Consider the following 19,919-nt stretch of genomic DNA (forward strand, 5'->3'; position numbering starts at 1 on the left):
CACGGAACCGACCTGTCCCTCCACAGCCAGGCCCAGCTCAGCGCCATCGCACGCCAGCTCAACGAACGGCCAAGAAAGACCTTGCTCTATCGGACGCCAGCGGAGACCTTCGCTGCGTGTGTTGCAGCGATCAGTTGAGCCCACCACCCATTGCGGACATTGGGGATATTAGACGTTATGACTGTGCGCGGCGTCTCGCGCGCCGACGCACGACGCATGAGGAAATTCAATGCTGACGATCGTCATGGCCTTGGCCGCCCAAGCGACGGTCGTGCCCGACCTGCCCTGGACCTACGTCCCTGCCGAAGCGGCCGGACAGGTTCCGTGCCCAGTCGCCATCTCGGCGCCAGCTCATACAGAGAGATTTCCGAATAGGCTGCTTGTTGGCGCATGGATGCTGCGCACCGAGAGAGGAACGCTTAGTTGCCGTTTCCACCAGACAGAGGCCGGGCATTGCAATTTCGGCAGCCCCGGACACCTTGTTGTCGAGCAAGGTGACGCGACAACAATTCACGATATCCCGAATGGCTCTGCTGTTGAGTTGGAGATCCGAGATGGCCGCTACGCCTGCCGTATTGGGAGGCGGATCAGGACGCACGGCGATACCATCGTTCCTAATCGCGAGCGATGACACCATCCCCGATGCAACACGACAACGGAAGCCCTCTATGGGCCGCGCCCGAACCGCGATGGTCCGGCAATCTGCGCGTGGCGTTCCTGGTCGCCGCCAGCCTCACCGCCTTGGTCATTATAGCGGAGAGCGGGCAACGATCAGTTGAGCTCGCCCCCCATTGCGGACAAATCTCACCGCAAGAAATGCCGTCTTGAAGGTTCACATCGGGTCGGCGGGCCGCTAGACCATGTCGCCAAACTGAAACACGCCCGCGACTTCCAGAGGAACGCCCGCGCCGGCATGACCATGGTCAACCTGGCCACCGCCGGGGTGGACTACCACGTGCCCTTCGGCGGCTCGAAGAAGTCCTCCTACGGCCCCCGCGAACAGGGCTTCGCCGCGGTGGAGTTCTACACCCAGATCAAGACCAGCTACTCGGCGGGTTAGGAGCCAGACCAGGCTCGCCCTCCCTGGTCCTGCCGCCGTGGCTCAGGGCCGCACACCTGACGTCATCAGGGTCTGATCGGAGCAAAGTCCTCGTCGAACAGACAGGCCGTCTTGTAACGGGATCGCGCGGTTTCGCAGAGCGCCGCCACGGAGCGGGCGTCCGGTTTAACGCCCTGGTCCAGCCACACCATCAGGGCTTCAAAGACGGCCACGTATTCCGGCGCGCTCAGGGCGCTGTGCTCGGCCTCGTCGGTGAAGGTCTGGACCAGCAGTTCAGAGCGCCCAGCGGCGGCGACGCGCTCGCGATAGACCGCCTCATGCCAGACGAAGGCGGTGGGGTCGTACTTGCCGTGAATGGTCACGGTCGGCGCCACGATCAGGCCCGACAGGTCGGCGTCGTAGGCCAGACGCGCCACGGCCATTGGGTCGGCGGCGAACCGCTGCACCCCGGCGTTCAGGGCCGCGTCGTCGTGCGAACCGGCATAGACGGTGTCGACATTGGAGAAGGGGTTCAGCCCGTCCAGCCGACGCTGCACCAGATCCTGAAACAGGAAGGTGCCCCAGGCGAGATGGGCGACCAGTTGGTCCTCCTGAACGCCGACCACGTTGAGAATATCGGCCAGCCGCTGCTTCTGTTCGGGCGAACGCTCGGCCTCGGGCAGACCGACGCCGGTGCAGGTCTTGACCCGCTCGGCCAACTGGGCGCGGTTCATGCGAACGCCCTCGGGCAGGCCCTGCCAGATCGGATACTGGGCCTCGTCGGGCTTCGGATGGTTCTGGCAATAGTACTGATAGACGGCGCGCAGATCGGCGCGGAACCTGTAGGCCTCGGTCCCGCCGGCCAGGACCCCATTGGTCAGGACGACGCCGTCCCAGACCACCTGGCCCTCGGCGTCGCGGGCGTAGAGCTCGGCGGCCTTGGCGGCGACGTTGCCGCCCCAGGACTGACCGTGCAGCAGGGTGCGGCGCGGCCGCCCGAACGCGTCCCAGAAGATCTGGCGCAGGTCGTCAGTGTCCTCGGCCGCCATGCGTGCGCCGTAGCCGCCGCGCCGGTAGGTCGAGCCGGCCCAGGCGAAGCCCTCCTTCACCGTCATCGAGAACCGGTTGAGGTCCTCCAGCGGATCGTCCTGCTTGGGCTCGCCGGTGCGCGGACCGCCGTGGGCGTGGACGATCAGCGCGCCGTTCCAGTTCTCTGGCACGGCGATCCAGTAGTAGCCGCCCTTGGCCGCCCGTCCCGACCAGCAGTGCGCCCGCTGTGGAAGGGTGTCGGGACAGACGGCCTGGGCAGGGGACGGCGACGACGGCGCGGGCGCGGTCTGGGCCAGCGCCGAAGCCGGAGCGAATACGCACGCCGCCCCGAGCAAGGCCGGCCATTTCAATCCGCGTCGCATCGTCATCGCCATCCCCGTCTCTTGCGTCAGAACGTCTTGGAGACGTTGACGTACCAGTAGCGGCCGTAGGGCTGATGCACCGTGCCGCGATAGCCGCCGTCAGCCAGCGAAGGCCCCTCGTCGGTCAGGTCGCGCACGCCAACGCGGAGCGTGGTGTCGACCGCGTCGAAGTCGTACTGGCCATAGGCGTTGGCGACCATCTGCGAGCCAACGATCCAGGGCGTGCCCGTGCTGCTGAGCAGGCTGCTCTGTTCGATCTCACTGACATATTGAGTCGACAGACCGGCGCGCCAGGGTCCCTTGTTCCAGGTGAGGTTGGCCGAGACCTTCCACTCCGGGCGGCCGTTCTGGGCGATCAGCTGGGTCGAGTCGGGCAGCGGCGTCAGCGGATCGATGATCCCCTGTTTGCGAGCCTCATATAGGCTGTCGACGATGTCGCCGGGCGCGCGCGAGAACTGGAGCATCTTGGTCGCGTTCAGGCGGAAGTTGAATGACCCCAGGGCGGTGCGGCGCTTGCGCCAGTTGAAGCTCAGGTCCAGCCCCTCGACCGTTTGCGGCAGCAGGTTGATGAACTGATCGCTGACCGACAGCGCCTGGCCGACCGGCGTCAGGCCCGTGCCGTCGAACAGGGCCTCATCGTCGGCGTTCGCTGCAGCGCGAACGACCAGAGGATTGGTCCCGCCCTGCACGCGGTTCATGTATTCGACAGCCAGCGCCGACTGGGCGCCCAGCAGGCCGACGATGTCGGTCTGCTCGATCTTCCAGCGGTCGACGGTGAAGGTGAAGTCGCCCCACTCCACCGGGACGAAGCGCGGCTGGAACACCAGGCCGTAGGACTGGTTGGTGCTCTCTTCCGGCTTGAGGTCCGGGTTGCCGGCGATCAGCAGGGAGACGCTGGCCGTGCGGGCGCACTGGCTCATGTTCTTGATCGTGCCGCGACGGATGTCGGCCTCGCAGCGGATGAAGTCCGGGGCGCTGGCCAGACGCGCATACTGGGAGGCGTTCACCTGCTCCAGGTTCGGCGCGCGGAAGCCCTGGGAATAGGAGGCGCGCACCCGCAGGCCATCGACGATGTCCCAGGCGACGGCGACCTTGGGCTTGGCCACGTCGCCGAAGTCCGAATAGTGCTCGTAGCGACCCGCAAGCTGCATATCCAGGCTGTGAACCAGCGGGATGTTCATCTCGGGCGAGACCAGCGGCAGGGCGAACTCGATGAAGGCCCCCGCCACGTCGCGCGAGCCCTTGGTGTCCGGGTTCGGGCTGACCGCCGAGACGTTCGACAGGTTCTTCTCGCCCGACACCATGTCGGTGAAGGTGAAGGTGCCGTCCAGGTTGGCGTCACGGTCGTCGCGCTGCGTCTCGCGGCGGATTTCCGCGCCCAGGGCGATGCCGACAGGGCCGCCTGGCAGGTTGAACAGATCGCCGCGCGACAGCTTGAAATCGGCCATGCTCAGGGTCGTGCGCGACACCCGTTTCATGTCGAACAAGATGGCGTCGGTCGCCGCCTTGGACGACGGCGTGCAGTCGCCCCAGCTGGGCGTGTCCACGCAACCGCCGCTGAAGGGATTGTAGGCGTCAGGCGTCGACAGGGCCATCTGCTGCTGCAGCTTGGTCATGTTGATGTTGGGCGAGATGTCCTCGGCCTCGGCCTCGGAATAGACCAGAGCTGTCTCCCAGTCGAAGCCGCGCCATTCGCCGCGCAGGCCGCCCAACAGGCGGGCCTGGTAGTTGTTGACCTTCACCTCCTGGTAGCCCGTGTCCACGAAGCGGTAGTTGCCCAGATAGACCGGCAGGCCAGCCGCCGGAACATTGGTCAGGTTGGGCAGGCGGTTCGGGTTGACGCTCCCATCCGCGAAGGTGATCGGGCCAAAGGGGTTGTAGTAGTTGGAGGCGGGGATCCAGAGCTTGTTCAGGTTCACGACGGCCGGCTGAATCGCCCGGCTCTGGGCGGCGTAGTAGCCGACTTCACCGAAAGCCGTGATGCCGGACGGCAGATCGTAATGCCCCGTCAGGAACAGGTTGGCGCGCTCGACCGACGGACGCACCGAGGTGCCGTGCCGAGTGTCGAAGCGCATCTCGCGGTTGACGCCGGTGTAGGCGACCGTGCCGTTGGTGAGGCACAGGCCCGAGGGCACGGTCACGCCGGCGCCGCAGCCGAAGCTTTGCGGCTGGACGTGGAAGGCCCCCGCCGCCGTCGTCAGGATCACCCCGTTCGACGTCGGACGCAGGGCTGCGGTAGTGGCGGGAATGCTCAGCTGCGCCCAGGGCGAATGCGACGAACGACCATCCGGCACAGCCGAGGTCTCGTAGCCTGCGAAGCCCGAGAAGAAGGCGCGCAGGTCGTCGGAACGGGTGAAGTCCTGATCCGCCGCCATGAGCATGGTGCGGTCGGTGTAGTTCAGGAACAGCGAGACATTGCCCCGGTCGAAATTCTTGCCGGCGAAGAGGTTGGTCTCGAACTCGCGCAGGCCGGTGCTTTCGGCGCCGCCGTAGCGTGCCTCGAGCTTCAGCCCGTCAAAGTCGTTCTTGAGCACCGTATTGACCACGCCCGCCACGGCGTCGGCGCCGTAGATGGCGGCTGCGCCGTCCAGCAGGACCTCCAGACGCTGGAGACCCGACACGGGGATGGCGTTGGAGTTGTAGCTCAGGACCGGCACCGTGCCCGTGTCCGACGTACCCTGACTGGTGGGGTGTTGAACCATGCGGCGACCGTTCAGCAGCACCAGGGTGTTGCCGACGCCCAGCGAGCGCAGGTTGACCGAGTTCACGTCGCCGCGCGCCGAGTTCGAGGTCTGGGGGTTGTTGGCGCTGTCGAACAGCACGTCGCCCATCTGCGGGATGGTGCGCAGCAGTTCGTCGCCGCTGGAGGCGCCGGTCGCTGCGATCTCCTCGGCGTCCATGACGACGACCGGCAGAGCGGCGGTGGTGCTGGCGCCGCGGATCTGCGAGCCGACAACAACGATCTCGTCGACCGTGGTGGCGTCTTCATTCGACGGAGCGCGCGAAGGCGTAGACGCCTCCTGAGCCCAGGCCGTCCCGGCCAGGCCGAGCACCACGGTCGTGGCGGCGCTGGCGAACAGCGCCTGCTTCAGCTTGATCATTATGTTTACTCCCTTGTCGCCGTTTCCGGCGTTCCGTTTCTTGAGTTTCTGCGGTCAGTCTTCGACGACGGCCGTGTCGTCGCCGGGCCCTGCGGCCGGATCGGGCGCCGCGGCCAGGGGCGACGGGTCGCCGTTCAACGCGGCCTTCAAGGCGTCGCGATCCAGTTCGCCCTCCCAGCGGGCGACGACGATGGTCGCCACCGCATTGCCGATGAAGTTGGTCAGGGCCCGGCATTCGCTCATGAAGCGGTCGATGCCGAGGATCAGGGCCATGCCGGCGACAGGCACGGTGGGCACCACCGACAGCGTCGCCGCCAGGGTGATGAAGCCTGCGCCCGTGATCCCGGCCGCGCCCTTGGACGACAGCATGGCCACCAGCAGCAGCAGGATCTGGTCCTGCAGGCTGAGGTCGATATTCAGCGCCTGGGCGATGAACAGGGCCGCCATCGTCATATAGATGTTGGTGCCGTCCAGATTGAACGAATAGCCGGTCGGCACGACCAGACCGACGACCGACTTCGACGCGCCCGCCCGCTCCATCTTGGCGATCAGGCTCGGCAGGGCCGCTTCGGAGCTGGAGGTGCCCAGCACCAGCAGCAGTTCGTCCTTCAGGTAGCGGATCAGCTTCAGGATATTGAAGCCGTTGGCGATCGCCACTAGGCCCAGCACGCCGACGACGAAGATGATCGCCGTCAGATAGAAGGTGGCGATCAGGGCGAACAGGTTGGCGACCGAGGCGATGCCATAGGCGCCGATGGTGAAGGCGAAGGCCCCGAAGGCGCCGATGGGCGCGGCCTTCATCAGAATGGCGACCAGCTTGAAGAAGGCCGCGCTGACCGATTCCAGGAAGGTCAGCACCGGCTTGCCCAGATCGCCGATCAGGGCCAGGGCGATGCCGAACAGGATCGAGACGAACAGGACCTGCAGGATGTTGCCGGTCGAGAAGGCGCTGACGACCGTGTCCGGAATGATGCCAGTCAGGAAGCCGACGATAGTGGTCTCATGCGCGGCCTGGGCGTACTGCGACACCGCCCCCGCATCCAGGGTGGCGGGATCGATGTTCAGGCCGCGGCCCGGCTGCACCACATTGGCGACGATCAGGCCTACGATCAGGGCCAGCGTCGAGAAGACCAGGAAATAGCCGAACGCCTTGGCGGCCACCCGACCGACCCGGCCGATGTCGCGCATCCCGGCGATGCCCGTGACGATGGTCAGGAAGATCACCGGGGCGATGACCATCTTCACCAGTTTGATGAAGCCGTCGCCCAGCGGTTTCAGGTCCTTGCCGAAGTCAGGCCAGAAATGGCCGATGGCGCCGCCAAGCGCGATGGCGATCAGGACCTGAAAATACAGATGCCGATAGAAGGGGCGACGGACAGCCGTCGTCGGCGCGGACGCGATGGGGATCAAGTGATGCTCCTGACAGCGAGCGCGGCTCGCGACTTCCTCCGCGCGATCTGCGTCACGCTTGAAGCCCAGTTTGATCGACAGATCCTCGCCCTCCAACCCGACTCAAGAAAGGAGGCAACTATTTGATTTTAAATATATTATGTTAAATTCGTCGACCGATGCCAGGTCAAATGTGCCGAAAACCACCCATCTTTGTGGTGCATTTGTGCGAAATGTCGCACACATGAGAGATGACCGATCCGGCGCTCTCTTCCATTCCAACGCCACAGCTCAACAGCCGCCGAGCCTTGCTAGTCCTGTGTCTGACCTGGCTGCTGCTGGGTTCGCTTGGCGCCTACGGAGCGGGCGAGACAGCGCGCCGCAGCGCGCAGGCCGCGCTGGCGCGCCAGTCTGAAAGCGCCGCCGCGCTTCACGCCGCCGTCCTGCGCAGCGAGCTTGAGAAGTACCGGTCTCTTCCGCCGGCCATGGCGACCGACGCCGACGTCGCGCGCCTTCTGATGGCTCACACCGGATCAGACACAGCAGACCTGAATGACCGGCTGGAAGCCCTCGCGGATCAGACGCGGGCGTCCGCCATCTATGTCATCGACGCCGACGGCATAACCCGCGCGGCCAGCAACTGGCGCCAGCCGGTCAGCTTCGTGGGCGCCGACTACGGTTTCCGTCCCTACTTCATCAAGGCCATGCGCGACGGGGCCGCCGAGTTCTTCGCCCTGGGCACCGTCAGCGGAAAGCCCGGCATGTTCCTGGCGCGGCGGGTCTCGGATCGAAGCGGACGCGGCCTGGGCGTAGTGGTGGTCAAGGTCGAGTTCGACGCTCTTGAGGCTGAATGGCGCGCGTCGGGAGAGCCCGCCTATGTCACGGACCCCGGCGGCGTGATCCTGATCACCAGTGTTCCGGCCTGGCGTTTCCGCACCCTGCGCCCGCTGGACGCCGACAGCCGCAAGCTGACCCTAGCCGACCAGACGCTGGGCCACGGCGCCCTGACGCCGTTGGCCTTTCAAACCCCGCAGACCGGCCGGCCTCAGCTGATCAATGCGACGATAGATGGAACCCCCGGCCACTGGATGCACGCCTCGTCCAAGACCGCGACGCCCGGCTGGACCTTGCACCTGCTGACGTCCACCCGCGGGGCCATCAATGCGGCGGTCGCCAACGCCCGCGCCCTGGCTGCCCTGATCATCACCCTCTTCTTCGGCGTCGTGGCCGTTCTGCTGCGTCGTCGCCAGCAGGCCGCCGCGCGCCAGCGGGCGGCCGAAGCCGCCCGCCACGATCTGGAACGACGGATCGCCGAGCGCACCCGCGACCTCAGCGAGGCCAACGAGGCCCTGAACCGCCAGATCGAGGAACGGATGCGCGCCGAGGCCAGCCGCGAAGCCCTGCGGGACGAACTGGTGCAAGCCGGCAAGCTGGCGGCGCTGGGCCAGATCGCCGCCGGCGTGGCGCATGAGATCAACCAGCCCGTCGCCGCCATCCGTACCCAGGCCGAATCCGCCGCCGCCTACCTGGAACGAGATCAAGGTCCCAAGGCCGCCCGCGCCTTGGGTCGCATCGGCGACCTGACCGCGCGCATCGGCGCCATCACCCGGGAACTGCACGCCTTCTCCCGCAAGAGCGAGCCCGGCCTGACGGTCGTCTCCCTGACCGAAGCGATCGACGGCGCTCTTCTACTATTGGGCGGGCGGGTGCGTCAGGCCGGCGTCCGTCTGATCCGCAACAAGGGCGAAGACACTGTCGTCATGGCGGACCGCTTCAGGCTGGAGCAGGTCATCGTCAACCTGATCCAGAATGCAGTGGAAGCGCTGGAAGGCACGCCGAACGCCGCTATCACCCTGTCCATCCTGCGTCGGGGCGGCAAGGTGGAGCTGACCATCGCCGACAACGGCCCCGGCGTGTCCGAAGCGATCCGCGAACAGCTCTTCACGCCCTTCGTCACCAGCAAGGCGACCGGCCTGGGCCTCGGCCTCGTCATCAGTCGCGACATCGTCGCCGCTTTCAACGGCGAGCTGGATCTGCGCCCGAGCGAAAGCGGCGCCGCTTTCGTCGTCGCCCTGAGGAGCGCCTGATGGACTTTCCGCGCCTCGACGCCGTCGCTCTGGTCGAAGACGACGATGACTTCCGCACCGCTCTGATCGAACGGCTGGAACTCGAGAACCTGACCGTTCACGCCTTCCGATCCGCAGAGGCCGCCATGGCCGAAATCGATGCTGATTTTCCGGGCGTCGTCGTGACCGACCTGCGGATGCCCGGCATGGACGGACGACAACTGCTGACCCGGCTTCAGGCGCTGGATCCCGCCCTGCCCGTCATCCTGATCACGGGTCATGGCGACATCGCCGAAGCCGTCGCCGCGATGACCGCCGGCGCCTACGACTTCGTGGCCAAGCCCTTCGCTTTCGAGCGCCTGCACGAAAGCCTGAACCGGGCGCTGGAGAAGCGGTCGCTGGTCCTCGACAACCGACGCCTGACGGCCCTGTCGTCCGAGGCCGGGTTGGAGCTGCCGCTGCTGGGCGAGAGCCGCGCAATCCGGCGCTTGCGCGCCACCATCGCCCAGATCGCCGACGCCCGCATGGACGTCCTGATCGAGGGCGAGACGGGCGTGGGCAAGGAAGCCGTCGCGCGCGCCCTGCACTATGGCGGTCGACGCCGCCCCCAGCCCTTCGTCGCGGTGAACTGCGGCGCCCTGCCCGAGGGGCTGATCGAGAGCGAGTTGTTCGGCCATGAACTGGGGGCCTTCGCCGGGGCCATGCGCCGCCGCGTCGGCCACGTCGAGCGGGCGCACAACGGCTCGCTCTTTCTGGACGCCGTCGACAACATGCCCCTGTCGGTTCAGGTCAAGATGCTGCGCGTCCTCGAAGAGCGCGAAATCCACCCCATCGGCTCCGACGCGCCGCGTGTCGTGGATCTGCGTGTCCTGGCCTCATCGACCGGCGACCTGGGCGAAGCTGTCGCTCATGGACGCGTGCGCGAGGACCTCTATTACCGCCTTAACGCCGTGCGCCTGCGCATGCCGCCATTGAGAGAACGTCGCGAGGACATCCCCCTGCTCTTCGCCAACCTGCTTGCCCGCGCCCAGATCCGGGCCGACGGTCTGGTCCCGCCGATCACCGACGCTGTCCGGTCACGCCTGCTGGAATCCGCCTGGCCGGGCAATATCCGCGAACTGTCCCACTTCGCCCAACGCTTCGCCCTCGGCCTCGAAAGTCATGACGAAATGGTCGGCGATCCCGGCAGCGGGCTTGCCGAGCGCGTGGCCCACTTCGAGGGCCGCATCCTTCACGACACCCTTGAAGCCCTGGACGGCGATGTCGCGGAAGCGCTGCGCCAGCTGAAGATCCCCCGAAAAACCCTCTACGACAAGCTCAAGCGTCATGGTCTCAAGCCGGCGGATTTCCGTCGCTAGAGACCGTAGAAATGATGGTCGAAGAACATCACCATCTTCAATGACGGGTTTGCGCCCGCTCATGCTACGGTGTTCCAGGGACGTCTCGGCGCGTCTAAACACCCGAGGCTTGATTTCCAATCTGGACGTCGCGACGGGATCGGAAAGGGAAGCCTATGGCTCCCGCATTTCACGATACAGAAGTCGGCGCCGCCTTGGCCCTGGCGGTCATTTCGGTGTCCCGCGCGCCGCTGCTTCTCATGGACGAACAGTTCAACGTCGTCGCGGCCAGCGAGTCGTTCCTTCAGGAGTTCGGACTTCACAACGACGCCGTTCGAGGGCGCTCGATCTTCTCCCTTGGCGGCGGCGAATGGAATCTCCCTCGGCTGCGCTCGCTATTGGGCGCCGTGGGCTCGGGCAACGCTGAAGTCGCCGACTATCAGCTGGAGATGCCCGTTGAGGGCGCCGCCCCGCGTAGCCTGCGCCTCAACGCCGAGCGGCTGCCGTTCTCCGACGCCATGCCGGTGCGGCTGTTGCTGACCATCGTGGACGTCACCGCATCCAACGCGGCCCAAAGGAAGATGGACGATCTGGTCAGGCAGAAAGAGATCCTGCTCCAGGAGGTTCAGCACCGTGTCGCCAACAGCCTCCAGATCATCGCCAGCGTCCTGCTTCAGTCCGCCCGAAAAGTAGACTCGGTCGAGAGCCGCGCTCATCTGACGGAGGCTCACAATCGCGTATTGTCCGTGGCCGAGGTCCAGCGTCAGCTTTCCCTGACCCAGGCGGGGGATGTGGCCCTCAAACCCTATCTGACACAGCTGTGTCGCAGCATCGGCGCGTCCATGATCGCCGACCATGAGCAGTTGCGGATCGAGGTGAGCGGCGACGGCAGCGCCGTGGACGCCGAGGTCTCGGTCAGCATCGGCCTCATCGTCACCGAGCTGGTGATCAACGCCTTGAAGCACGCTTTTCCCAAGGGGCGGAAGGGTCTCGTGAGCGTTGACTATCAGTCGCGAGCCGAGGGCTGGGATCTGACGATTTCGGATGACGGCGTCGGCATGCCGAAGAGCCCGGGCGCGTCGGACCCGGGTTTGGGAACGGCCATCGTGAAGGCCTTGGCCAATCAACTCGGGGCGTCGATCACCGTGAAGGACCTCGCGCCCGGCACGAGCGTCTCTGTCCGGCATCGTAAAACTGAAAGCGAACCGGCGCTGTTGCGAGCCATCTAGGCGCTGTTTGCCAGCCCCCTACCGACTGCTCCGCCCCTCAGATCGATACCCTCGGCGCAGGTCACCAATGCGCCAGAACTGGTCATGACTACTCAGCCGGATGAGCGGCGCTGGTCCTCGGCTTTCACAGCTTGCTCGGGACGCTGGATGCCTGGATTGAAGGGCTGCAGGGCCGCCTCGGCCAGGATCATTAGGCCGCCTGAAGTCGATGGGGCCGATTCTTGGCCGGACGACCTCGAAGGTCGCGCAGGTCAGAATACTGTCTTCGAGAAGGACCTTGGCTCCATCTGTTTGGAACGGATGCGCTCCCTCCCCCCTTAACCATAGCCCCGGTTGACCAAACCAAAAGGCGTCTCCGGAAGCGACCGTGGCCGATCAAGGCGCGGCGATCTTTCCGCTGGGACGCCGGGCCGAGGCGCTTTCCGGCCGCCTCCAGCCAGGGATGGATGCATGCGGATCATATGCGACTTCGACGGCACCATCACCACGACCGACACGACCGACCAGATGCTCGAGGCTCTGGCCGACCCTGAGTGGCGGACGCTCGAAGCGCGCTGGGTGGCCGGAGACATCACGGCGGCCGAATGCATGCGACAGCAGATCGCGTTGCTCCCCGCCGACGACGGCGTTCTCGACGCCGTTCTGGATCAGGTTGACCTCGATCCCGGCTTTCCCGCCTTCATCGCCTTCTGCGCGGCCAACGCCCTGCCCGTTGGCGTCGTCAGCGACGGGGTCGACTACTTCATCCACCGGATCCTGGCCCGCCACGGCTTCGATCACCTGCCGCTAGTCGCCAACGGCCTGACAGGCCGCAAGCTGAAGCAACCCTGGCGACGTGAGGGATGCGCGGCGGGATCAGGCGTCTGCAAATGCGCCGCCGTCGCCGCGTCCGCGCCATCGGCGAAGACCCGGTTGGTTTTCATCGGCGATGGCCGCTCGGACTACTGCGTCTCGACCCGCGCCGACATCCTGTTCGCAAAGGGCCAACTCGCGGAATACGCGACCGAACGCGGTTGGACCTTTATCGCCTTCGACACGTTCCACGACGTGACCGCCACACTGAGCGGCCTGCTGGCCCAGCCCCGCGTTAGGGCCGACGCTTGATCCAGGAGCTTTGCATGTACGACGCCATGCCTGCCGACGAGATCGAGTTGCGTCGCCTTGAGGCGGAATACTGCTCCTGGGGAGACACCGTCCACTATCTGCCCGAGCCGAAGTTCTTCGAGTCCTGCGAAGGCTCCTTCATGTACGACGCCGAGGGGGGCGCGTATCTGGACCTGCAGATGTGGTACTCGGCGGTCAACTTCGGTTATCGCAACCCGCGCCTGAACGCCGCCGCTCACCGACAGCTCGACCGGCTGCCGCAGGTCGCCTCGCAGTACCTGCACCGCGAGAAGATCGAACTGGCGGCGATGATCGCCCAGGGCGCCGAGGCCCGGTTCGGGACCAAGGGCCGCGTCCATTTCAATGTCGGCGGCGCCCAGGCGATCGACGACTCCCTGAAGCTGGTGCGCAACGCCTGCGGCGGCAGGAGCCTGATGTTCGCGTTCGAGGGCGGCTATCACGGCCGCACCCTGGGCGCGTCGGCGATCACCTCGTCCTACCGCTATCGCCGCCGCTTCGGGCATTTCGGCGATCGGGCGCAGTTCATCGAGTTTCCGTACCACTTCCGGGGCCCCAAGGGGATGAGCAAGGAAGAGTATGGCCTTGAATGCGTAAAGAAATTCGCGCGTCTGTTCGAGACCGAATACAACGGCGTGCTCGACACCAAGACCGGCCAGGCGGAGTTCGCAGCCTTCTATGTCGAGCCGATCCAGGGCACCGGCGGTTATGTCGTACCCCCGCGCAACTTCTTCGTCGAGCTGAAGAAGGTCCTCGACCGCTACGGCATTCTGCTGGTGGTCGACGAGGTCCAGATGGGCTTCTATCGGACCGGAAAACTGTGGTCCATCGAGCACTTCGGCGTCCAACCGGATGTGCTGGTGTTCGGCAAGGCCCTGACCAACGGGCTCAATCCGCTGTCGGGGCTGTGGGCGCGCGAAGCGCTGATCAGCCCGGAGATCTTTCCGCCCGGCTCCACCCATTCGACCTTCAACGCCAATCCGATGGGAACCGCCGTGGGCCTGGAGGCCATGCGGATGATGGCCGAGGACGACTATGAGACCAAGGTCGCCGAGAAAGGCGCCTACTTCCTGGAGGGGCTCCAGGCGCTGCAACGCCGCTGGCCCCAGATCGGCGACGTCGATGGCCTGGGCCTGGCGCTGCGGGCCGAGATCTGCGAGGCGGATGGCTTCACGCCCAGCAAAGCCCTGCTCGACCGCATGGCCGAAGAGGGCATGAGGGGCGATCTGGAGGTCGATGGAAAGCGCTACGGCCTGATCCTGGATATCGGCGGCTACTACAAGAACGTCATCACCCTGGCGCCGTCGCTGGAGATCAGCCGCGAGGAGATCGATCTCGCCCTGAAACTGCTCGACGCGCTGCTGCGCCGCTGCGTCGAGCCGTGAGAGGGCGATGCGCGGGCGCGCTGTTGCATCTGGACGAGGCGCTCAGGCCCCAGCAGGCCCTGCGGCGCGAGGTTCTGGACCAGCGGGGATCAGACCTCGACTATCGGGATTTGGGCCCAGCCCTGCGCCTGTGGAGCCGGCCAGAGCCGCTGGACCGCCTGCGCCAACGCCTGAGCCGCGACCTGCCAACGAGCCTTGGTCCCGTGGCCGTTTTCGCCGGCTCCGGCGATTTTCATCATGTCACGCCTATCCTGCTGGCCCGCGCCGTCGAGACCGCCGACGACGGCCTGGTCACGCTGGTGCATTTCGACAACCACCCGGACTGGGTCAAGTTCGGGCCGGGCCTGCACTGCGGTTCCTGGGTGGGCCGCGCAGCCCGCATGCCGGGCGTGGCCAAGGTGGTGACGATCGGCGTCTGCAGCATCGACATCGACCGCCCTCGCGCCGCCGAAGCCGACCTTGACCTGCTCGTTGAGGATCGCCTGGAACTCTATCCCTACGTGGCCCCGCGCGGCGCGGAGACCCTGAAGCTCTGCGGTCGCGAATGGCCGAGCATCCTGTCGATGGGCGAAGAGGACTTCACCCGCTTCATGGCCGGCCGCATCGCGACCGAGGCCATCTACATCACGATCGACAAGGACGTGCTGCGCGCCGACGAAGCCGCCACGAACTGGGATCAGGGTTGCACCAGCGTCGCCTTCCTTCGCCAGATGCTCCGGGGTTTGGCGGAGCATCATCGCATCATCGGCGCGGACGTGGTCGGCGACTGGTCCAAGCCGGTCTTTGGCGGCGGCGCGCTGGCGAGCCTGCTCAAGCGGGGCGAGGCGCTGATGGACCAGCCCTGGCGGGCGCCGCCTCCCGCGGTCCAGGCCCTCAACGAACCGGTCAACCTCGAACTCCTCGACCTGTTCGCGGAAATGGGTCGATGATCGAGCACCCGCTCACGCCCCTGGTTCTGGCCCTGCTCGGCTTCTGCATCGTGACCGAGGTCGGCCGCGAACTCAGCTTCAAGGGGGCCGCCAACGGCGCCGAGCAGGCGCCGCGCTATGTCATCGGCCTCTCGCTGCATCCGCTGTTGTGGCTGGGGCTGGTGTTCTGGGCGGTGGAGGTGGTCGCGTGGGTGCTGGTGCTGGAGAAGGCGCCGCTGACCATCGCCTACCCGATCATGACCCTGACCTACGCCGCCGTGCCCCTGGCCGGCGCCATGATCCTGCATGAGCCCCTGACCCGCAAACAGATGGCCGGCGCCGGATTGGTCGCCTTGGGCGTTATCTGTGTCGGCCTGTCGGGCCTCGGGTGAAAGGAGCCTCAGCCATGGTCACGCCGGACTTCCGATTGCCCCGCAAGACCAAGGGGCTCTTCGCCTTGACCAACTGGGATGCGGTTCCTGTCGCGGCGGCGATCGCCCACCTCGCCTTCGTCGTCTGGATAGTCGCCGGCTTCGATCAGCGTCCCTGGTGGGAAAACCTGGTGTGCGGAGGGCTCTACGCGCTGGCGATCAGCTGGAACATCAACAGCGTCTCGCACAACTTCCTGCATACGCCCTACTTCCGCTGGAAGCCGCTGAACTACGCCTTCTCGTTGCTGGAGTCTGTGGCCATCGGCTTCTCTCAGGTCTTCTACACCTGGGTTCACCTACGCCACCACGAAGGCAACAGCGACCGGCCGGGCCCCGACGGGACCACCCGAGACTGGCTGTCGATCTACCGTCACGGTCGCAATGGACAGCCCGAAAGCGTCTGGAGCTATGTCTTCCTCGGCTTCTTCCGAGATGGCGGCGAGCCGATCTACCAGGCCCTGAAAAAGCGCCGCCCATTCGACGCCGACTGGGGACGGCTGGAGATCGGGAGTTTCGCCCTGTTCGTCGTCGCCATGGCCTTGATCAGCTGGAAGGCGGTGCTGTTCCTCATCCCGTTCTACTATCTCGGCGAGTGCCTCTCGCAGCTCAACGGCTACTACGAGCACTTCAGGGGCGATCCGGATACGCCGTTGGCCTGGGGCGTTTCGACCTATGCGCGGCTCTACAATCTGACCTGGTTCAACAACGGCCACCACGCCGAGCATCACTATCGCCCCGCCGTTCACTGGACCCGGCTGCCCGCCCTGCATCGCGCGATCGCCGCCCAGCAACAGGCGGCCGGCGTCCACGTCATCGCCCCCCCGCACGCGCTGGGCTTCTTGGCGCAGAACAACCGCGAGCCAAATCGAGATGCAACCGGCGCGCCCGTGAAGGATCGCGGCTTCAAGCTCTCGGGGCCGGGTGAGAAAGGCGTCCTGCTGATCCACGGCATGAGCGGCGCCCCCGCCGAGATGAAGATGCTCGCCCGGCGGCTTAACCAGCGAGGCTTCGCGATCTCCGCGCCGCAGCTTGCGGGCCACGGCGCCGACCAGGCGACGCTGCTGAAGACGGACTGGCGCGATTGGCTGGAGACAGCCCGGACCGCCTATCTCGAACTGGCCGGCGAAGTCGATCAGGTCTTCGTGGCCGGAATCTGCGCGGGCGGCGCGCTGGGCCTGCGGCTCGCGGCCGACCATCCCGAGATTGCGGGCGTCGCCGTCTACTCGATGACCTTCGAGTACGACGGCTGGAACATGCCGAGGCTCATGGCCGCCGCGCCGATCATCCAACTGGTCGCGAACCTGCCCGGCATACGCCACATCAGCTTCGCCGAGCCGCCGCCCTTCGGCCTCAAGGACGAGCGGTTACGCGAATGGGCCATGCGCTCGCCGGACGCCTTCATCGAAGGCGCGCTCGACCGGATGCCGCTCGGCGCCCTCTACCAGCTCTATCGGCTGGGACGTCATGTCGAGACCATTGGCCGGCGGGTGGGCGCGCCCACCCTCATCCTGCATGCGCGCGAAGATGACATGAGCCATCCCCGCAATGCCTGGCGTCTGCGCGATGCGTTGGGCGGCCTGGTCGAGGTGCGCCTGCTCGAAGACAGCTATCACATGATCCACATAGATCAGGAACGGAAGCTGGTCGCCGACATGACGGCCACGTTCTTCGAGAGCGCGATCGTCGCCGAACAGCCGATCCTGGAGGCCGCCAATGCCTGACGCCAGGGTGGTCGCCTCGATCGCGGATATCGGCGCCGCGCGCTGGGATGCGCTCTTTCCGAACGCGCTGGAGCCCTACGACTATCTGGCGGCCGTCGAAGCCTCTGGCCTGGAAGGGTTTCGCTGGCGCTATGTCCTCGTGGAAGACGGGATGCGGCTTCTGGCGGTCGCGCCGGGCTTCCTGACCTCGTATGCCCTGGAGACGACGCTGACCGGCGCTGGCCGGCGGTTGGCTGACGGCGTCCGGCGGGTCCTGCCCCATGCGCTGACCCTTAATCTCGCCTGCCTCGGATCGCCCTGCACCGAGACGCTGTCGGTCGGCTACGCCCCCCAGCTGTCGGCTGCCGAACGCGCGCTGATGTTGCGCAGGCTGCTCGGCGCCTTTGAGACGGAAGCCCGTGAGGAAGGCTGCGGCCTGCTGGGCGTCAAGGATGTTCCCGAGCCTGACCGCCCGTTCTGGGACGGCGTCGCCGGGTCCGTCGGCTACCGCTCGATCCCCGGGTTGCCGGTCGCCCACCTGGATATCGACTTCCCCGATCTGGAGACCTACCTCGGCCGCCTCTCGCCCGGGACCCGCAAGGACATGCGCCGCAAGCTGCGCGCCCTCGATCATGTGCGGGTGGAGGTTCGCGCCAGCCTCGACGGCGTGCTGGACCGGGTGATGGACCTGTACCGTGAGACCCGCGCCCGGGCCGAGATGCAGTTCGAGGCCCTCACCCCGGCCTACTTCGTGGGGGTGATCAGGCAGATGCCGACGCGCGCCTTCTATGTCCTCTACTACGCGGGAGACGAGTTGCTGGCCGCCAACCTGCTGCTTCAGGACGGCGCGACCCTGCTCGACAAGTTCTTCTGCATGGACGCGGCCAGAGGGCGGGCCTTCAGCCTCTATTTCCTCAGCTGGTTCACCAATGTCCGGCTGTGCCTGGAACGTGGCCTCGTCCGGTATCAGAGCGGACAGGCGGCCTACGAGAACAAGCTCAGGCTGGGCAGCCGGCTGACGCCGACAACGATGTACTTCAGGCATCGCAACCCGATGCTGAACGGCGCCCTGCAACTGGTCGCGCCGCTATTCTCCACCGATCTCGCCGAGGCGCGGGCCTCATGAGCGTATGGAGCCGCGAGGCGGATCGACCGAGTTGGCGGCGTCGGGGGGCCATATGGGCCCTGTGGTGCGCCCTGCCGCTGCTGGCCCTTGGCTACCAGATCGCCGCCGAACAGACCGCCAGGGCCCTCAAGCACATCCCTTTCGGCCAGGCCTGGCTGGTGCAGGCCGCCGCCCTGCCCTGGGCGCGCCTGCTGCTGGGCCTGGAAATCGCCAGCTTCGTCGCCTGGATGGTGGTGCTGTCGGAAATGAAGCTCAGCGCCGCCTTTCCGTTGTCGGCCTTCAGCTACGTGCTGGTCATCATCGCCAGCTGGACCCTGTTCAACGAGCCCATCAGCCTCCTGCAGGTCGGCGGCGGCATGGCGATCCTGGGCGGGGTCTGGCTGATCGGCAGCGGCGAGGCCCGGCCGTGATCCGATCAAACTCACTGGCGCTGAAGACCTTGATCTACGACTGGCCAAGGTTCGCGCCGGCTGTCGTGGCGGTGGCCTTCTCGGGGCTTCTGGTGTTGCTCCAGGCGGCGTTGATCCTGGGCATCTTCTCGCTCTCCAGCGTCTATGTCACGCGGTCGGCGGCGGACCTGTGGGTCGGCTTCCCAGGCGTGCAGAGCCTCGATCTCGGACGGCCAATCGCGGGTCAGGCCGAGCCGTTCATCTGGATGAACCCCAATGTGCGCAGGGTCGAACCCTTCCTCTGGGGGTCCGGCGCATGGCGGACCCAGCGCAAGGGAGAGGTCAATGTCTACATCGTCGGCGTCGACACACAGCCGAACGCCATGGCGCTCTCCGATGTCCTGTCGCCGGACCTGCGCGCGCGCGTCGCGGAACCCGACGCCGTCCTGGTGGATCAGGGCGACCTGCGGAAGTTCGCCGCCAGGGTCGGCGACGTCGGCGAGATCAACGGCCATCGGGTCCGCATCGTCGGCAGCACCAAGGGGCTGCGCGGCCTGGGCGGCGTCAACGTCATCGCCTCGCTGTCCACCACGCGAACGCTCGATCCGTCCGCCGGCCCCGACAACCAGGTCGCCTACTTCCTCGCCAAGCTCGACAACCCCAGGGCCGGTCCGAACGTCGCTCGCGCACTCAATGTCGCCGGAGCCGGCCGGGGCTTCGAAGCCTTAACGAGCGACAGTTTCGCGCGCCGGACCACCCGCTACTGGCTGACGGAATCAGGGGCCGGCGTCGCCTTCGTCTTCGGCAGTCTGGTCGCCCTGCTCGTCGCGGTCGTGATCACCAGCCAGACCCTGAGCGCGGCTGTGGCCGGCTCGATCAAGGAGTATGCCGCGTTGCGCGCCCTTGGTTTTTCCATGTCGGCGCTGCGGCGCATCGTCCTGGCGCAGAGCGCCTGGGTGGGATGTGGCGGCCTGATCGTCGCCGCGCTGCTCACCGTGATCATGGTCGCGGTCGCTCGCGCCAACGCCGTTCCGATCCTCCTGTCCGCTCCGATGATGGTCATCGCCGCCGCCCTGGTGATCCTGGTCGCCCTGGGGTCAGGCCTCTTCGCCCTGCGCCGTGTGGGCCAGGCCGATCCGGCCACGTTGCTCCTATGACCCCAGCCGCCTTCCTTCGCCTCTGGCCCTTGCTGGGGATCATCATGCTCCAGCCCGGCTGCAGCCCCCCCGCGTCGCCCCCTGAGAGCGCCAAGGGTCAAACGTCGCCGCCCGCGGCTGTGGCAAAG

The 19,919-nt window shown here is 66.3% G+C and carries 15 protein-coding genes and 2 pseudogenes; 14 read left to right on the plus strand and 3 right to left on the minus strand.

The window, feature by feature from the left end; all coding sequences use genetic code 11:
- The 3 genes and pseudogenes from AB4Y68_RS06820 to AB4Y68_RS06830 form a co-directional block, all read left to right on the plus strand.
- A pseudogene (locus tag AB4Y68_RS06820) lies at window positions 1-138 on the plus strand (IS30 family transposase); the annotation flags it as partial.
- A 91-nt stretch (window positions 139-229) separates the two neighbouring features.
- On the plus strand, window positions 230-631 hold the full coding sequence (locus AB4Y68_RS06825) for a hypothetical protein (protein WP_441454763.1): 402 nt from the start codon (window positions 230-232) through the stop codon (window positions 629-631).
- 240 nt (window positions 632-871) lie between these two features.
- Window positions 872-1,060 (plus strand): annotated as a pseudogene (locus AB4Y68_RS06830) (aldehyde dehydrogenase family protein); the annotation flags it as partial.
- A gap of 65 nt (window positions 1,061-1,125) precedes the next feature.
- Here the strand turns inward: AB4Y68_RS06830 and AB4Y68_RS06835 are convergent.
- From AB4Y68_RS06835 to AB4Y68_RS06845, 3 genes are read right to left on the minus strand one after another with little or no spacing between them, the layout of a single operon-like run.
- Complete coding sequence (locus tag AB4Y68_RS06835; protein WP_441454764.1) at window positions 1,126-2,463, minus strand: hypothetical protein; 1,338 nt, start codon at window positions 2,461-2,463, stop codon at window positions 1,126-1,128.
- A 14-nt stretch (window positions 2,464-2,477) separates the two neighbouring features.
- Complete coding sequence (locus AB4Y68_RS06840) at window positions 2,478-5,552, minus strand: TonB-dependent receptor plug domain-containing protein (RefSeq protein ID WP_441454765.1); 3,075 nt, start codon at window positions 5,550-5,552, stop codon at window positions 2,478-2,480.
- Between the two features lie 54 nt (window positions 5,553-5,606).
- Complete coding sequence (locus AB4Y68_RS06845; RefSeq protein WP_441454766.1) at window positions 5,607-6,962, minus strand: dicarboxylate/amino acid:cation symporter; 1,356 nt, start codon at window positions 6,960-6,962, stop codon at window positions 5,607-5,609.
- Between the two features lie 287 nt (window positions 6,963-7,249).
- Between AB4Y68_RS06845 and AB4Y68_RS06850 the strand changes: the two genes are divergently transcribed.
- The 11 genes from AB4Y68_RS06850 to AB4Y68_RS06900 all read left to right on the plus strand — a co-directional run bounded on the left by AB4Y68_RS06850 (window position 7,250) and on the right by AB4Y68_RS06900 (window position 19,791).
- The gene (locus AB4Y68_RS06850; RefSeq protein WP_441454767.1) at window positions 7,250-9,028 is read left to right on the plus strand and encodes a sensor histidine kinase; all 1,779 of its coding nucleotides are present in this window, start codon (window positions 7,250-7,252) and stop codon (window positions 9,026-9,028) included.
- The gene (locus AB4Y68_RS06855) at window positions 9,028-10,365 is read left to right on the plus strand and encodes a sigma-54-dependent transcriptional regulator (protein ID WP_441454768.1); all 1,338 of its coding nucleotides are present in this window, start codon (window positions 9,028-9,030) and stop codon (window positions 10,363-10,365) included. Before AB4Y68_RS06850 ends, AB4Y68_RS06855 begins: the two co-directional genes overlap by 1 nt.
- A 155-nt stretch (window positions 10,366-10,520) precedes the next feature.
- Window positions 10,521-11,573 carry a sensor histidine kinase gene (locus AB4Y68_RS06860; RefSeq protein ID WP_441454769.1) on the plus strand — a complete coding sequence of 351 codons (1,053 nt, stop codon included), beginning with the start codon at window positions 10,521-10,523 and terminating at the stop codon, window positions 11,571-11,573.
- A gap of 450 nt (window positions 11,574-12,023) precedes the next feature.
- Entirely contained in the window at window positions 12,024-12,677 is a 654-nt protein-coding gene (locus tag AB4Y68_RS06865) for an MtnX-like HAD-IB family phosphatase (protein WP_441454770.1), read from the plus strand.
- A 14-nt stretch (window positions 12,678-12,691) separates the two neighbouring features.
- Window positions 12,692-14,080, plus strand: a complete 1,389-nt coding sequence (locus tag AB4Y68_RS06870; protein ID WP_441454771.1) for an aspartate aminotransferase family protein — start codon at window positions 12,692-12,694, stop codon at window positions 14,078-14,080.
- Window positions 14,077-15,009 (plus strand): hypothetical protein, encoded by a 933-nt coding sequence (locus tag AB4Y68_RS06875; protein ID WP_441454772.1) that lies wholly within the window; start codon window positions 14,077-14,079, stop codon window positions 15,007-15,009. The genes AB4Y68_RS06870 and AB4Y68_RS06875 overlap by 4 nt, the downstream gene beginning before the upstream one ends.
- On the plus strand, window positions 15,006-15,380 hold the full coding sequence (locus tag AB4Y68_RS06880) for a permease (protein ID WP_441454773.1): 375 nt from the start codon (window positions 15,006-15,008) through the stop codon (window positions 15,378-15,380). The genes AB4Y68_RS06875 and AB4Y68_RS06880 overlap by 4 nt, the downstream gene beginning before the upstream one ends.
- Window positions 15,381-15,394: 14 nt before the next feature.
- Window positions 15,395-17,140 carry an alpha/beta fold hydrolase gene (locus AB4Y68_RS06885; protein ID WP_441454774.1) on the plus strand — a complete coding sequence of 582 codons (1,746 nt, stop codon included), beginning with the start codon at window positions 15,395-15,397 and terminating at the stop codon, window positions 17,138-17,140.
- Between the two features lie 7 nt (window positions 17,141-17,147).
- On the plus strand, window positions 17,148-18,245 hold the full coding sequence (locus AB4Y68_RS06890; RefSeq protein ID WP_441454775.1) for a peptidogalycan biosysnthesis protein: 1,098 nt from the start codon (window positions 17,148-17,150) through the stop codon (window positions 18,243-18,245).
- Window positions 18,242-18,655: a hypothetical protein gene (locus AB4Y68_RS06895; RefSeq protein ID WP_441454776.1), complete on the plus strand. Its 414-nt coding sequence runs from the start codon at window positions 18,242-18,244 to the stop codon at window positions 18,653-18,655. Before AB4Y68_RS06890 ends, AB4Y68_RS06895 begins: the two co-directional genes overlap by 4 nt.
- Window positions 18,652-19,791, plus strand: a complete 1,140-nt coding sequence (locus AB4Y68_RS06900) for an ABC transporter permease (RefSeq protein ID WP_441454777.1) — start codon at window positions 18,652-18,654, stop codon at window positions 19,789-19,791. Before AB4Y68_RS06895 ends, AB4Y68_RS06900 begins: the two co-directional genes overlap by 4 nt.
- Window positions 19,792-19,919 lie beyond the last annotated feature (128 nt).

This window comes from Brevundimonas sp. 2YAF1 (assembly GCF_052114745.1).
Classification (GTDB): Bacteria; Pseudomonadota; Alphaproteobacteria; order Caulobacterales; family Caulobacteraceae; genus Brevundimonas.